At 63.9% G+C, this 13,974-nt stretch carries 12 protein-coding genes; 8 read left to right on the forward strand and 4 right to left on the reverse strand.

What is annotated here, in order from left to right; all coding sequences use genetic code 11:
- Nucleotides 1-48: 48 nt before the first annotated feature.
- Nucleotides 49-804, reverse strand: coding sequence for a sulfite exporter TauE/SafE family protein (locus WDB86_RS18905; protein WP_341485540.1), 756 nt, complete (start codon nucleotides 802-804; stop codon nucleotides 49-51).
- A 577-nt stretch (nucleotides 805-1,381) separates the two neighbouring features.
- On the opposite strand from WDB86_RS18905, the gene repA reads away from it, so the two are divergent.
- The 3 genes from repA to repC all read left to right on the forward strand — a co-directional run bounded on the left by repA (nucleotide 1,382) and on the right by repC (nucleotide 4,947).
- Nucleotides 1,382-2,560 carry a plasmid partitioning protein RepA gene (gene repA / locus WDB86_RS18910; protein ID WP_330628305.1) on the forward strand — a complete coding sequence of 393 codons (1,179 nt, stop codon included), beginning with the start codon at nucleotides 1,382-1,384 and terminating at the stop codon, nucleotides 2,558-2,560.
- Nucleotides 2,548-3,522, forward strand: a complete 975-nt coding sequence (gene repB / locus WDB86_RS18915) for a plasmid partitioning protein RepB (protein ID WP_341485541.1) — start codon at nucleotides 2,548-2,550, stop codon at nucleotides 3,520-3,522. The genes repA and repB overlap by 13 nt, the downstream gene beginning before the upstream one ends.
- 189 nt (nucleotides 3,523-3,711) lie before the next feature.
- Complete coding sequence (gene repC, locus WDB86_RS18920; RefSeq protein ID WP_406737111.1) at nucleotides 3,712-4,947, forward strand: plasmid replication protein RepC; 1,236 nt, start codon at nucleotides 3,712-3,714, stop codon at nucleotides 4,945-4,947.
- Nucleotides 4,948-5,038: 91 nt separating this feature from the next.
- Here the strand turns inward: repC and WDB86_RS18925 are convergent, their stop codons facing one another.
- From WDB86_RS18925 to WDB86_RS18935, 3 genes are read right to left on the reverse strand one after another with little or no spacing between them, the layout of a single operon-like run.
- On the reverse strand, nucleotides 5,039-5,701 hold the full coding sequence (locus WDB86_RS18925; protein WP_341485543.1) for a tetratricopeptide repeat protein: 663 nt from the start codon (nucleotides 5,699-5,701) through the stop codon (nucleotides 5,039-5,041).
- The gene (locus WDB86_RS18930; RefSeq protein WP_330628227.1) at nucleotides 5,698-6,378 is read right to left on the reverse strand and encodes a Fe2+-dependent dioxygenase; all 681 of its coding nucleotides are present in this window, start codon (nucleotides 6,376-6,378) and stop codon (nucleotides 5,698-5,700) included. Before WDB86_RS18930 ends, WDB86_RS18925 begins: the two co-directional genes overlap by 4 nt.
- A gap of 54 nt (nucleotides 6,379-6,432) precedes the next feature.
- Nucleotides 6,433-8,700, reverse strand: a complete 2,268-nt coding sequence (locus WDB86_RS18935) for a TonB-dependent siderophore receptor (RefSeq protein WP_341485544.1) — start codon at nucleotides 8,698-8,700, stop codon at nucleotides 6,433-6,435.
- 681 nt (nucleotides 8,701-9,381) lie between these two features.
- On the opposite strand from WDB86_RS18935, the gene WDB86_RS18940 reads away from it, so the two are divergent.
- The 5 genes from WDB86_RS18940 to WDB86_RS18960 are packed head-to-tail and all read left to right on the forward strand — an operon-like array spanning nucleotide 9,382 to nucleotide 13,974.
- Nucleotides 9,382-10,605 carry a transporter substrate-binding protein gene (locus WDB86_RS18940; protein ID WP_339110107.1) on the forward strand — a complete coding sequence of 408 codons (1,224 nt, stop codon included), beginning with the start codon at nucleotides 9,382-9,384 and terminating at the stop codon, nucleotides 10,603-10,605.
- A 29-nt stretch (nucleotides 10,606-10,634) separates the two neighbouring features.
- Nucleotides 10,635-11,504, forward strand: coding sequence for an ABC transporter permease subunit (locus WDB86_RS18945; RefSeq protein ID WP_341485545.1), 870 nt, complete (start codon nucleotides 10,635-10,637; stop codon nucleotides 11,502-11,504).
- Nucleotides 11,504-12,556, forward strand: coding sequence for an ABC transporter permease subunit (locus tag WDB86_RS18950; RefSeq protein ID WP_330628223.1), 1,053 nt, complete (start codon nucleotides 11,504-11,506; stop codon nucleotides 12,554-12,556). The genes WDB86_RS18945 and WDB86_RS18950 overlap by 1 nt, the downstream gene beginning before the upstream one ends.
- Nucleotides 12,528-13,277, forward strand: coding sequence for an ATP-binding cassette domain-containing protein (locus WDB86_RS18955; protein WP_339110106.1), 750 nt, complete (start codon nucleotides 12,528-12,530; stop codon nucleotides 13,275-13,277). Before WDB86_RS18950 ends, WDB86_RS18955 begins: the two co-directional genes overlap by 29 nt.
- Entirely contained in the window at nucleotides 13,270-13,974 is a 705-nt protein-coding gene (locus tag WDB86_RS18960; protein ID WP_341485546.1) for an ABC transporter ATP-binding protein, read from the forward strand. The genes WDB86_RS18955 and WDB86_RS18960 overlap by 8 nt, the downstream gene beginning before the upstream one ends.

The following is a 13,974-nucleotide window of genomic DNA, read 5'->3' on the forward strand; positions in this document are numbered from 1 at the left end:
CGCATGGTCCCGCCTGCAAAGGGGCTGCCGCCCCCGAGCCCTCCCCTCTCAGGCGGCCCCTTTCAGGAAGAACAGTGCGCTCATGCCCAGCCCCACCAGAATGATAAAGCGGCGCAACAGCACGGTATTGCCGATCCGGCGGGCCAGTCCGGCCCCGATATAGCCGCCAATCGCACAACAGAGCCCGACCAGCACGAGGCTCTCCCATGCAATCAGCCCCGCCAGACTATAGGTCACCACCGACACCAGCGACAGCACCAGAGACAGCAGGTTTTTCAGCCCGTTCATCCGGTGCAGATCCGTCATGCCGATCAGCCCGAACGCGGCCAGCAGCATGATCCCCAACCCGCCGTTGAAATAGCCGCCATAGGCGGAGACGCCAAAGAGGATCGCCAGCGCCACCGGCGTCGAGGCGCTGTGCCCGCGCCGCGCCAAGCCGCGCATCAGGAGCGGACCGCCCGCGAAGGCCAGTGTCGCCAGCAGCAAGAGCCACGGGACGACGCCGGAGAACAGCGCCTCGGGCGTCACCAGCAGCAACCCCGCCCCGACCAGACCGCCCGCAATCGCGGTGCCGCTCAGCGCCGCCAGCGAGGGCCGCCCCGCCCCCGCGATCTCGCCCCGATAGGCCCATGCGCTGCCGACATAGCCCGGAAGCGCGGCAAAGGTCGCGGTGGCATTGGCCATGACCGGAGGCACGCCGGCCCAGACCAGCGCCGGAAAAGACAGGAATGTCCCGCCCCCCGCCACCGCATTCAGCGCCCCCGCCCCCAGCCCCGCCAGAGCGAGCACAAGATATATCAGCATGGTCGTCCTCCTCCGCTGCCCTCCTTGTGTGGCATGAGCGGGGCGCGGTCTGCAAACCGGTATAGGCCGCCGCTGGATTGGCGCAAACCAACACCTATCACGGCGGGTCGTGTGATCTGATGCGATGACCCGAGATCCTCCCGAGGGGGGCAGCCCCCCTGCCCCGTGCAAGGCGGGAATCGTGTGTGGGGGAACGGCGCAAGAGCGTGCCCTCCTGCGCCCCGAAACCGGCGCAGGGGGCGGTGTCGCCCGATGCGTGCAAACAGAATCAACGCGCCCCGCAAGGGTGGAGGGCGCGGGTATGTCGCAAATATGGCGCGCGCCCTGCGGCCATGACCGGCGGCGGAAAAACCGCAGACCCTTTGTTTTTTAGACTATTTTCCAACGGCTTGTAAGGGGTCTGGCGCGTTCTGGCGCGCAGAGGGGCCGCAACGGCCGCCGTGGCTACGCCATTCAAAGTAAAAAAAGATTTGCTAAAATGCCGAGTCTCGCCATAGAAACGGTAAAAACGAGCATGACGCTAAACAGCGTTCTTAAGAAGAGCGGCGCAAAAACCGCGCGCAGAACAGGTGATCCGATGAGCGAGACCACGATCCGCATCAACGAGCGCATTCGCCGGAATGCGGAGAATATCGCGTCTGCGCTGGAAAACCATATGCTTTCGGTCTTCGCGCCCGATGCGCGCAAGGAATTGCGCCTGTTCTCGGCCGGTGAGGCCGCCGATCTGCTGGGGATCTCCACCTCGTTCCTGCGCAAACTGCATTTCGAGGACAAGATCCACGAGGTCCAGACCAGCGGCGGCGGACGCCGTTTTTACAGCGCGCAGGATCTGGCCAGCATCCGCAGCCATCTCGATAGCGGTGCCAAAGTGCCCGGAAGCTATCTCAAGGGGCGGCGCGCGGGCGACAAGGTGCAGGTGCTGTCCTTCCTCAACTTCAAGGGCGGGTCGGGCAAAACCACCAGCACGGTCCATGCCGCACAGCGGCTGGCGCTGAAAGGCTATCGGGTCCTATGTGTCGATATCGACCCGCAGGCTTCGCTGACCACGCTGTTCGGATACCGCCCCGAGGTGGATTTCCTGACCACCGGCACGATCTATGACGCGATCAAATACGACGATCCGGTACCGCTGGCGCAGGTGATCCAGAAGACGTTCTTCCACGGGATCGACCTCGCCCCCGCCGGTCTGATCCTGCAGGAATTCGAACACGAGACCCCGCGCGCGCTGATGAACAATGTCCAGCCCGCCTTTTTCAGCCGGATGGCGATGGCGCTGGCCGAGGTCGAGGCGGCCTATGACCTGATCCTGTTCGACTGCCCGCCGCAGCTGGGCTATCTGACGATGTCGGCGCTGTGTGCCTCGACCGGATTGCTGATCACGGTGGTGCCGAACATGCTCGATGTCGCGTCGATGTCGCAGTTCTTGCAGATGAGCGCCGATCTGCTGGATGTCGTCAGCGATGCCGGTGCGCCGATGGAATATGATTTCATGCGCTTCCTGATCAACCGGATGGAACCCAATGACGGGCCGCAGCAGCAGGTTGTGGCCTTTTTGCGCAATCTCTTCGGCAAGGAAGTGATGACCAATGCGATGCTGAAATCGACCGCGATTTCGGATGCCGGTCTGACCCATCAGACAATTTACGAGGTCGAACGCAGCCAATTCCACCGCAACACCTATGATCGTGCGCTAGAGTCACTCAATGGAGTGAATGATGAGCTTGAATCGCTGATTCAGGCGGCATGGGGTCGCTGAGAAAGGAACACACCGAGATGGCACGCAAAGGTATCCTGAATAGCAACATCACGCCGGCGGCAGAAACCCAGCCTCGTCAAAGACTTATGCCGCAAGGGGCGGTGGGGGCGCTGCAATCGAGCCTGACCAAGCTGCAAGAGAATGCGGTGCAGGAAATCAACCCTGCGCTGATCGACAATGCCGGTCTGGAAGACCGTCTGGGGCTGGACCCTGTGGAACAGGCGCGGCTGAAGGAAAGCCTGCAGACCTATGGGCAACAGGTGCCGGTGCTGTTGCGCCCGCATCCCAAGACGCCGGGCCGGTTCGAGATTGTCTATGGGCGCCGCCGTCTGGCCGCGCTGCGCGATCTGGGTCTGCCGGTCAAGGCGATGGTGCGCCAGCTTGATGATCACGCGCTGGTCATTGCGCAGGGGCAGGAAAACAACACCCGCACGGATCTGAGCTTTATCGAAAAAGCCAGCTTTGCCGCGCAGTTACAGGCATCGGGCTATGACCGCCCGACGATTGCCGCAGCCCTTGCGATGGATCTGCCGATGGTCAGCCGGATGCTGAAGGTCGGTCAGGCCTTCCCCCTGCCCTTCCTGCGCCAGATCGGGCGCGCGCCATCGATCGGGCGCGAACGCTGGATGACGCTGGTCAAGCTGTTCGAGGATGCCGCCGCGCGCAGCCGTGCCCATACATTCATGAACCGCCCCGAATTTGTGGTGCTCCAGACGGATGCGCGCTTCGAGGCGGTGCTGGCCGCCGCCCAGAACAAACACCGCGCCGCCCCTGCCCCCGTCAAGGCAGAGCCGCGCAAGGCCACGATCACCACGGCACAGGGCACCCCGCTTGCCCAGCTCAGGGCCACCGATAAGGGGCTGAGCCTGTCGGTGAAGACCGAAGGCTTTGATGCGTGGATCGAGGAGAATGCCGAAGACCTGCTCAATGAATGGTTTGCCCGCTGGCAAGCCGAAAAATAATGCAGGCCGAGCAAGAGCAATGAAACCAGAACAGGAGGCACATCTCGGGACCCCCAAATAAGAAAAGCCCCCCAAGCAAATTGGAAGGCCCTTCTCGTCGTTAGCACCTACGGGATACCTTGCCTTTCGCGCCACGTCAACTCTGCCGCTTGGACAGGGCCTGATTTTTTGCGTCCTGCGTGAACGTTCATGACATATTTCTCCACGCGTATGCACGGGCAGCCGGTTCAGGCCCTGCCCGACGGTCCAGTATTGTCAGCTGACAAATGGGCCATTGTCGAGGATCTGACCGAGGCTGCGGCGGATTTCGGTCTGACGCATCGCAGCATTGCGGTGCTGCGGGCGATGCTGACCTTTTTCCCCGAGCGCACCCTCCCTGCCCTGCCCGGACGCGCGATTGTCTTTGCCTCCAATGACAGTCTGGGCACCCGTCTGGGCGGCATGCCCGAAAGCACCCTGCGCCGTCATCTGGCCGCGCTGGTCAGCGCCGGTGTGATTGCCCGCCATGACAGCCCCAACCGCAAACGCTATGCCAAGCGCATCGGCGGTACGATCGCGCGGGCCTTCGGTTTCGATCTGGCGCCGCTGGCCCAACTGGCGCGCCGCATCCACCAGAAAGCCTGTGACGCTCAGGCCCGCGCGCAGGAACATGCGGCCCTGCGTCAGGACGTGCTTGTGGCGCGGCACGACCTGCTGAGCCATCTGCCGCAGGCGGATCGGGACGAGGGCGCGCATCACAGCCACAGCGCGCTTCTGGCACGGACCAAGCTGATCCTGCGCCACAAGAACAATACCGCCGCACTCAAGACCCTGTTGCAGGACTATACCGAGGCGCTCGCAAAGCTGGGCCAAACGGGTCATCCGCAAATGGGATATGTTGAAAAAGCAGCGGAAATGGATGCCAGCAACAGCGAAAATGAGCGGCACCAACAGAGGGTAATCAATAAAAAAAATCCAGAGCCTCGAACAAGCGGGGCAACGGATATTCGGCCCGAAGATCCGGACCGCGAAGCTTCAGCGCCCGAAATCTCAAGCCCTGAACGGCAAGGTGCCACACAGCAAGGTTATGGGAAGGCGGATCGCGGCAACCGGATAGGGTCGGCTCTGCCGGTGCTCGCGGACTTCACCGAATACTGCAAGATGTATCCCGAAACCGCTCGGGACTGGCGAGAGCTGCACCAGCAGACAACCCAGCTTGTCGCGATGATGGGGATCGACGCACAGGTCTATGAAGAGGCGCAGCATATCATGGGAGCCGAGATCGCCTCTATCGCCGTGCTATGCCTGTTGGAACGCTTCGAGAGGCTGCAAAATCCGGGCGGGTTCCTGCGCCATCTGACGCAGTGCGCCCGTTCCGACAGATCCGGATCGCGGGGGCAGGTGGTGGCACGCTTGCTGCGGGAAACGGGGAGAATTGTCAGCTGACAATTCCTGTCCGGCGTCGGGACTGCGCGCTTTGGCCAGACGCAAGCGCCTGCCCGCCCCCTGTACGGCCGCGCTGTCACAAAGGAACCGGTCAGCCCCCGTTCCGGCCCTGCGCCTCCAAGGCACGGGCTTTCTGCGCCAGAGCGGCAGCGGCGGGAAATCCGAACCCCTCGATGGCCTCGGCCAGCCCCGCCCAGAAGCCCCTGAACCCCTGCCCCAGCGCCTCGGTCCAGTAGTGGCAGGCACGCGCCTCCTGCCCTGCAAGCGCCGCAAGACGCCCTAGATTGAAGCTGGCCCAGCAATCGCCCGCCCCTGCCCCGATGTCGTAATACATCCGCGCGCGCGGCAGATCGGGGGCCACGCCGCGGCCGGTTTCATAGCATTGCCCCAGCATGTTATAGGCCTTGTCCAGCCCCGCCTCTGCCGCCTGATGATAGAGCGCGACAGCCTCTGCCGGATCGCCAAACGGGGCCGGTGCCTGAAGGTAGAGATCCGCCAGATTGAACCGCGCCCAGACATGCCCGCGGGCAATGGCGCGGCGATACATGGCGATTGCCAGCCGCAGGTCTGGGCGCCCGCCGCGCAGCCCCAGATGGGCGATCCGGCCCAGCATGTTGAAGGCGCGTGGCTCGTCCTGACGGGCCGCCGCCGAAAACGCCTCCCATGCCGCTTCGGGATTTCCGGCGCTCAGCAGCATCTGCCCGAGGCCAAGCTGCACCTCGCAAAGCGATGCGCGGCAGGCCGGCGCGCTCATAGCTCCGCCCATAGCCGGACAAGGTTGTGGTAATGGCTGACAAAGCGTTGCAGCGCCTCGCCCTCGTCGCCATAGGTGGCGCGCATCTGGCGGATCGCGGTGTCGAGATTGTAGAGCATGGCGCGTTTGTCATCTTCGCGCACCATGGATTGCGCCCAGAAGAACGAGGCCCAGCGGCTGCCACGGGTCACCGGCGTGACGTGATGCAGGCTGGAGGAGGGGTAGACGATCATATCGCCGGCTGGCAATTTCACCCGCTGCTGGCCGAACGTATCCTCGATCACCAGCTCGCCCCCGTCATAGGCCTCGGGATCGGTGAGGAAAATCGTGGTCGAGACATCGGCCCGCAGCCTTGCACCTCCGGCCACGGTGCGGATCGCGTTATCGGTATGGGCACCGAAGGTCATGCCGGTGTCATAGCGGTTGAACATCGGCGGCAGCACGCGCAGGGGCAGGGCGGCGGCATTATAGAGATCGTTGCGGGCCAGAGCGCGCAGGATATGCTCGCCCAGCCGCTGCGCGATCTCGCTGTCGGCGGGGATCTGCAGATTGTGCTTGGACTGCGCCGCCAGATCGCCGGCGGTCAGGCGGCCATCGGCCCATTGGCTGGTCTCCAGCGCATGGCGGAACTGCGCCACGTCCTCGGCGCTGAGAATATTGGGAACATGGATCAACATGGGATGTCTCGTCTGGAAAGAAAAAGGGGCAGGGGGTGGCCCTGCCCCGTCCGGTCAGAAGTTCTTGGTGAAACTCAGCCCGAAGGACCGCCCGCCGGTGGGCGTGGCCCGTGTGCCGTTGAAGGCCGCACTGTAATTGTCGTGATCGGTCAGGTTATAGGCGTTGAAGCCGATACGGTAGCTGTCGGTGGTGTAGGAAATCGCCGCATCAAGGCTGACCGTTTCGGGGATCTCGGCGGTATTGGCCGCGTTCACATAATAGGCCGAGGCATATTTGATCCCGCCGCCCACCGACAGATCGCCCGACAGGTGGGTCTTCTCGGGGCCGAAATGATAGGCGGTCCACAGCGTAAGGTTATGTTTCGACACGCCCGGAGCGTCATTGCCGATGGTTGCGGCATCGATCCCGCGCCCGTTGATCACCTCGCCGTCAAGATAGGCATAGCTGGCGCTGACGGTCCAGTCGTCGCTGATCTGGCCGGTCGCCCCCAGCTGCACGCCACGGATCCGCACCGCATTGCCCGCATCCGAGAAGCCGGTGGAGACGGTGCCGTCATCATTGACGGTAAAGGAGTTCTTCTTGCGGATCTGGAAGGCCGCGCCGGTCAGCCCCAGAGTGCCGTCAAACAGGTCCATCTTGCCGCCGATTTCCAGATTGTCCGACCGCTCGGGGTCATAGGCATCATTGGCCACTGTCGCGCTGGTGCCTTGCGAGCTTTGCGCGATATCGGTGCCGATCGGGCGATAGGAGCGCGAGGCGGTGGCATAGACCATCGTATCGGCATTGGGTTCCCAGATCACGCTCAGCGAGGGGCTGATGCGGCCCGCGCTGGTATCGGTGTTGGTTTCGGTGCTGGAGCCGATGGTGTAGCCGTCGAAGGTGCTGCGGAAATAATCCGCCCGTGCGCTGGCCTGCACCGACCATTGCTTGTCGATAGAGATCCGGTCGGCGGCGACGATGCCGATATCGGTCGCGGTGGAATCCGAGGCGGTATCGTAATCATAGCTGCGCGACACACCGGCGCCCGAATGGGACGGGTCGATCACCGTCTGCGTGACGCGGCCCGTTGTGCTGCCGCGCACCCGACGGTCGGTCTGATAGGTCAGGTCCAGCCCCAGCAGCGCCTTGTGACGCATCCCGAACAGCTCGCCCTCGGCATGGGCGGCCAGCATGTTCTCGAAGCCCCAGCCGGATTGTCTGTAGGCAACCCCGCCGCCTGCCCCATAGCTCATATCGACATTGGTGCCCGCCTGCAGAAGCGCCAGATTGGCGGCACTGACCGAGCCCGGCGACGTGATCGCGAAATCGCGGTTATAGTTTTTGAGCCGCGTGTCATTGGTCAGCGTGACCCCGTTCGAAAGCGTGGTCTCGAAGCTGGAGGTCAGCGTGTGGTTGCGGGTCTCGTCCTTGTCGCTGTCGCGGACATAGGAGGTGCTGCTGTCATAGCCCGGAATGTCGTATTCCAGAAGCGGGCGGGCGATCCCGTCCGAGCCGGTGGCCATCGGCTGGCCCTGATCGGGGGTGCCGTCGCCGTGGTAATATTCATAGCCCAGATGCCAGGTGGTGCTGGTGCCCAGCCCCATGCCGTAATCCACCGCCAGCCCGCGCGCATCGACCGAGACATTGTCACGCCCCGCCGCATCGCCATTCTGGTTCATGATATTCACGCGCACGGCCGATGTCTCGGAAAGCTGCCGGTTCATATCCAGCGTCTCGCGGGTGCTGAGGCCCGATTTGACACTGCCCGAAACCGAATTGGCATCGCCCAGATGGGCTTTCTTGGTCTGCTGGTTGATCACGCCGCCCAGATTGCCCACGCCGAAGGCCTCGCCGGTGGGCCCCTGGATCACGGCCACGGATTCGGTGTTATAGGTGTCATGCGCATAGGTGCCGAAATCGCGCAGGCCATCGGTATAGATGTCGCCCGCCGCCGAGATGCCGCGCAGTTTGAACTGGTCGCCCTCAAGGCCGCCACGGCCCTCGCCGCTGGACAGCGTCACCCCCGGCACATTGCTCAGCGCCTCTTCAAGCGTGGTGATCTGCTGCTCTTTCATCGTTTCGGCCGAGACCACCGAAACGGTTTGCGGCGTGTCCTTGACCGACCCGCCCAGCATCCGCCCCGCCCCTTCGACGACGGCACCATTGGCATTGCTGCCGCTGCTGTCCTCGACATAGATCGGGTCCAGCGTGACCGCACCGGCATTGGATGTGGTGGTGGTGGATGTATCCTGCGCCAGCGCGTCCGAGGGGGAGGTACCGATCAGCCCTGCCGCCCCGACAGAGGCGAGGACACCCGTTGCATAACGAGATTTCGAAGCCATGTTTCTACCTTGGTTACCGAGAAAGGATGGCTGGCGCGGCTCTGTCACAGAGGCCTTGGCTGGCTGGGTCTCGCGCAGATACCGCCGCAGGGGGGCGGCGACAATATGCCTTTTTCCCGCGCGGGGGCAGCGTGGCATCGGGGTCACGCGGGGCCTTTGCGGGCAGGGGGGCCTTTGCGGGCAGGGGGGGCGCCCTGTGCCCGCAGAAAGGAAACGCTCTTTTCCAATTTGGGGCGTGGTCTGTCACTTTCGCTGCCGTCTCTGGGGCTTGCCCCGCACACCACGCGCACCCCACGCTTGCACAATAGGGCGAAGGGGTCCCTCACGCAAAGGGGGCGGGGTGCCCGTTTTGCAGGCGGTTTGCGGTCCGCCTTGCGTGTTTGACAGCATGGCTGCACAAACAGGGTTTACTTTCTGGCGTTTCTATTGAAGATCAGGGATGTGCCTTTGGCACCTGCTGACACCGCCTGCCAATAATGCCATCCGGTGTCCCGATCCGCGCAGACAATATGTCGGCGTCGCCTTCCTGTTCCAGATCCCGTGAGGCTTGTCCGCGATGGCTTTGGCCGGTCGCTGCGCCTCTGGCCGTCCTGACCTGTCCGCCTTTGGCGCGGGGCAGGGGGCCGCGCAGGGTCTGTCTGGCGGGCGCATAACAAAAAATCCCAACAGTGGAGAAGTTCCATGACTATGACCCGTCGCCATGTGCTTGGCGCGTTCGGTGCCGCTGGCCTGTCTACGCTGGCAAGCCCGCTTCTGGCCAAAACCCGCCCGATCACCATTTCCGCCCTGTACGATCTGTCGGGCGGGCTGGAGGTCTATGGCCAGCCGATCGTCGATACGCTGAAATTCGCGGTCGCGCAGCAGAACGAGAAGGGCGGCCTTCTGGGGCGCGAGATCGATCTGAAGGTCTATGATCCGCAATCCAACATGCAGCTTTATTCGCAATTCGCCCGTCAGGCGGCGCTGGCCGATGCGCCCGATGTGGTCTTTGCCGGTATCACCTCCTCCTCGCGCGAGGTGGTGCGCCCGATCCTGCGCCAGTTCAACAGGCTGTATTTCTATGCCAACCAGTATGAGGGCGGGGTCTGCGACCGCAACATGTTCGCCACCGGCGTGACCCCGGGCCAGACGGTCGACAAGCTGGTGGAGTATTCGCTGCGCAATTTCGGCAAGAAGGTCTATATCGTGGCGGCGGATTACAATTACGGCCAGATCGTCGCGGATTGGGTGCGCAAATATACCCAGCAGGGCGGCGGCGAGGTGCTGGAGGTCGAATTCTTCCCCCTTGATGTGACCGATTTCAAGACCTCGATCTCGAAGATCCAGAGCGCCAGACCCGATTATGTCTGGTCGGCGCTGGTGGGCGGGGCGCATATCTCGTTCTACCGGCAATGGCAGGCGGCGGGGATGCATGGCAAGATCCCGCTTTCCTCGACCACCTTTGCCGGTGGCAACGAACATGTGGTGCTGACGCCCGAGGAATGCAACGGCTTCATGGTCTGCCAGAACTACCTGCAAGAGCTGGCCACGCCGGAGAATGCGCGCTTTGTCGAGGCGTTCCACAAGATGTATGGCGCGGACTATCCCTATATCACCGAGCTGGGCATGGGGGCCTATCAGGGCTTCCTGCTTTGGGCTGCCGCGGTCGAGAAGGCGGGCAGTGCCGAGCGTATGCCGGTGATCGAGGCGCTCGAGACGGGGCTGTCGCTGGCCGCTCCGAGCGGGCAGGTGACGATTGATCCCCAGACCCATCACACGATCATGGATGTGCATATCGCCCGCGTCGAGAATGGCGGGCTGATCCCCGTGCAGACCTTCGCCCAGCAGGCACCGGTTGATACGGCGGTCTCGTGCAACCTGCGCGAACATCCCGGCGACACACAGCAATATGTGGTCAAATTCTAAGCCCCTCCGAGCCATAAGGAAAAGACAAGATGGATTTCGTGGCGGTTCTCGCAATCGAATTTCTCGGGTCGATCGCCATTCTGGTGCTGATCAGCATCGGACTGGCGGTCGTCTTCGGGATGATGAAAGTGATCAACATGGCGCATGGCGAGTTTCTGATGCTCGGCGGCTATGTGGCGATCTATGGCACCAACTGGGCGGGGCTGAATTTCTGGGTCAGCTCGCTGGTCGTGGCCCCGCTTGTGGTGGGCGCGGTCGGTATGGGGCTGGAATGGCTGGTGGTGCGCCATCTCTACGGGCGCATGATCGACACCATGCTGGCCACATGGGGCATCAGTCTGGCGCTGGTCGGGGCGATGACGATGCTGGTGGGCAATACCACGCAGGGCCTGTCCACGCCGCTGCCCAGCCTGCAGATCGGGGCCTATTCGGCCAGCGGCTATGTGCTGTATCTGATCGTGCTGGCGGGGCTGGTGGTCGCGCTGCTTTACGCGCTGTTCAAGCGCACGACCTTCGGTCTTCTGGCGCGGGCCACAACCCAGAATGCCGATATGGTGGCCGCGCTCGGGGGCAATCCGCGCCGGATCTATGCCAGCACTTTCGGTCTGGGCGCGGCGCTGGCGGGGCTGGGCGGGGCGGCGCTTGCGCCGATCACAGGGGTGATCCCGACCATCGGTGCCAGCTATATCGCCAAGGCCTTCATCACCGTCATCAGCGGCGGCGGGGCCGTGATCGCGGGCAATCTCAGCGCCTCGGTGCTTTATGGGGTGGTCTCGCAGGTCTTTACCTATCTCTACACGCCGGTCATCGGGCAGGTCGCGCTTCTGGTGGCGGCGATGGTGCTGATCCGCTTTCTGCCCAAGGGCATTACCGGCCGCTTCTTCAAGAGGTCCATCTGATGACGAAACAGCAATATCCGGTACTGGCGCTTGTGGCGGTGTTCGGGCTGGCGATGGCGCTGCCCGCGCAGATGCAGCTTTACACCGTCTACGAGGCGACGGTCTATCTGGTGATGGCGATCCTTGCCCTCAGTCTGGCCTTCATCTGGGGCAAGGGCGGGATCATGTGTCTGGGGCAATCGGCCTTTTTCGGGCTGGGGGCCTATGCCTATGCGGTTGCCGCGCTCAATTTCGGGCCGGGAGTGGTGGCCTGCCTTGCCGCGGTCGCGCTGCCCGCCTTGGGGGCCGCGCTGCTGGGGTATTTCATGTTCTACGGGCGGATCAGCGATATCTATGTCGGTGTGATCACATTGGCGGTGACCCTGATCCTGTTCAACCTGATGAACTCCACCTCGGGGCCGCACTACCATATCGGGCAGGCGCGTCTGGGCGGGTTCAACGGCATTACCGGCATTCCGACGCTGGCATGGCCCGATGGCACGCCGCTGTCGCCTGCGGCGCTGTTCCGGCTGACGGCGGGGCTGCTGGTGGCGGTTCTGGCGGCGCTGGGGCTGTATCTGCGCAGCCCTGCGGGCAAGCTGGCGCTGGCGGTGCGCGAAAACGAACACCGCGCCGAGCTGCTGGGCTATAACGTCGCGCTGAGCAAGCTGAGCACCTTTGCCATTGGTGGCGCGGTGGCGGGGCTTGCGGGCGGGCTGTTTGCGAATTGGGGCGCGTTTGTCAGCCCCACGGTTTTTGCCCTGCTGCAATCGGCGCAGATCATCATCTGGGTGATCGTGGGCGGGCGCGGCACGCTGGTCGGGCCGATCCTTGGCTGTATCGCGCTGCAATGGGCCACCACCCAGCTTGGCACGCAGCAGGTGGTGCAGGTCAATCTGGTGCTGGGCGTGGTGCTGAGCGCCTTTGTGCTGCTGGTGCCGGCGGGTCTGCTGCCGAGCCTTGGCAAATGGGTGCGTCCTCTTCGGGCGGCGCGGGCGCAAGGCGGGCCATTGGCTGCGGCGGGGCCGCAAAGGAGTGCAAGACATGAGGGAGGGTCCGGCCATGACGCATGACACGCTGTTGCAGGCCCGCGGGCTGGGGATCAGCTTTGGCGGGGTCGATGCGGTGGGGGCGGTCGATTTCGACCTGCGCCCGCGCGAGCTGCGCTGCCTGATCGGCCCCAACGGGGCGGGCAAGACCACCTTCTTCCGGCTGCTGAGCGGGCAATATGCGCCCAGCCGTGGCACGATCCGCTTTGACGGGCAGCCGTTGCAGGGGCTCAGGCCCTTCGAGATCGCGCGGCGCGGCATCGGGGTGAAGACGCAGGTGCCCAGCCTTTTCGAGGGGCTGAGCCTGCGCGCCAATATCGAACTGGCCGCCAGCCGCAGGCTGCGCGGGGCGGAGCTGGCCGCCGAGGTCGAGGCGGTGCTGCACCGGATCGGCCTGCATGAGCTGCGCGAGACGCCCTGTGCCGAGCTGGCGCATGGCCAGCGCCAATGGGTCGAGCTGGGGCAGATCCTTGCCTCGCGGCCCAAGCTGGCGCTGCTGGACGAGCCTGCGGCGGGGATGACCCATGACGAAAGCCTCAGGACGGTGGCGCTGATCCGGCAGATCACCCGCGAAAGCGCGGTAATCGTGGTCGAGCATGACATGGAGTTCATCCGCCTGCTCGGGGCGGAGGTGACGGTGTTCGAACGGGGCCGGATCATTGCGCAGGGCAGTTTTGCGCAGGTGGCCCGCGATCCGCAGGTGCGGGCCGCCTATCTGGGACGGAAGGAGCAGGCGGATGCTTGAGATACGCGATCTGAAATCGGGCTATGCGCGGGTGCCGGTGCTGAACGGGGTGACGCTCTCGCTGGGGCAGGGGGAATGTCTCGGCCTTCTGGGGCGTAATGGCATGGGCAAGACCACGCTGTTGCGCGCCATCATGGGCGGGCTTCCGGCATGGTCGGGGCAGGTGCAAAAATCCGGCCAGCCGCTGGACCGCCTGCCGCCGCAAGCCCGCGCCCGCTGCGGGATCGGCTATGTGCCGCAGGGCAAGCAGCTGTTTTTGCAGCTGAGCGTCGAGGAAAACCTGCGCATGGGCTGTGTGAAGGATTTCGGCCGGACGCGCGCGGCTCTGGCCGAGACGCGGGCGCTGTTTCCGCGGCTCGAACGGCTGTTCGAGCGGCAGGCGGGCATGCTGTCGGGCGGCGAGCAACAGCTTCTGGCGCTGGCGCGCTGTCTGTGCGGGGCGCCCGATGTGATCTTGCTGGACGAGCCGACCGAGGGCATCCAGCCCTCGATCTGCGACGAGATTCTGGACGTGCTGCACCATTTGCGCCGCGAGCGCGGGCTGGCGATCCTGCTGGTCGAGCAGGATATCGATTTCCTGTGGCAGATCTGCGACCGCGTGCTGACGGTGAACAAGGGCCGGATCGAGGGGGGGATCGAGCCCGCCGCCGCTGGCTCGATCGAGCAGGCGAAAACCTTTATCGGAATTGAAGGGTAA

This window comes from Thioclava sp. GXIMD4215 (assembly GCF_045291555.1).
GTDB classification, from domain to species: domain Bacteria; phylum Pseudomonadota; class Alphaproteobacteria; order Rhodobacterales; family Rhodobacteraceae; genus Thioclava; species Thioclava litoralis.